The following is a 549-nucleotide window of genomic DNA, read 5'->3' as shown; positions in this document are numbered from 1 at the left end:
CCTGGTCTCCGTCGACGCCGGGTTCGGCGTGGTCGCGGAGCTGCTGGATGAGGCCGGGGACGGTGGTGCGGTGCGGGGGGAGGGGCTTGCGGTTGCGGTTGGCGTCCCATTCCCAGCGGGGTTCGAGGTGCTGGCGGGCGTCGGTGAGCGCGTGGGCGGCTTCGGCGATGTCCTGGAGGGTGTCGCTCATGGGTTTGGGCTCCTGTTTCCGCTGGTTGTGGCATGATTCGCGGATCAAGAGCGTCGGCAAGGCGGGCTTGATGGGCGGCGTCCGACGGTGCAAGTCGGGCGCCGTCTTCGTGTCAGCGCGTGTTCTCGTAGCGTTCGGCGACGACCCACAGCGTCTCGCCGTCCTCGGCCGGGGTCGCCGAGGCGATGACCAGACCGGGCCGGACGAGTTCGTGCCCGTCGAGGGTGAGCGAGCCGACCCGTCGGCCGACCAGTTCGGCCGGGTCGTGGCCGGCGACGGGCAACCGGAACGCGATCCGGTCGGTCAGCCGCGGGCCCGAGATGCTGGTCGTGATGGTGGCGCCCTGGAGTCCACGGCGC

The 549-nt window shown here is 71.4% G+C and carries 2 protein-coding genes; both read right to left on the bottom strand.

Annotated features, from left to right (window positions below):
* The coding region (locus tag ABFY07_RS42890) for a hypothetical protein (RefSeq protein WP_346179638.1) at window positions 1-190 on the bottom strand (190 nt) is incomplete at its 3' end.
* Between the two features lie 112 nt (window positions 191-302).
* Window positions 303-549, bottom strand: a 247-nt coding sequence (locus tag ABFY07_RS42885) for a hypothetical protein (protein ID WP_346179637.1), incomplete at its 5' end; no start/stop codon positions are given.

Origin of the sequence: Streptomyces sparsogenes subsp. cuspidosporus, from assembly GCF_039532705.1 — a bacterium.
Taxonomy (GTDB): Bacteria; Actinomycetota; Actinomycetes; order Streptomycetales; family Streptomycetaceae; genus Streptomyces; species Streptomyces sparsogenes.
This window is presented reverse-complemented; position numbering and strand designations above follow the sequence as displayed.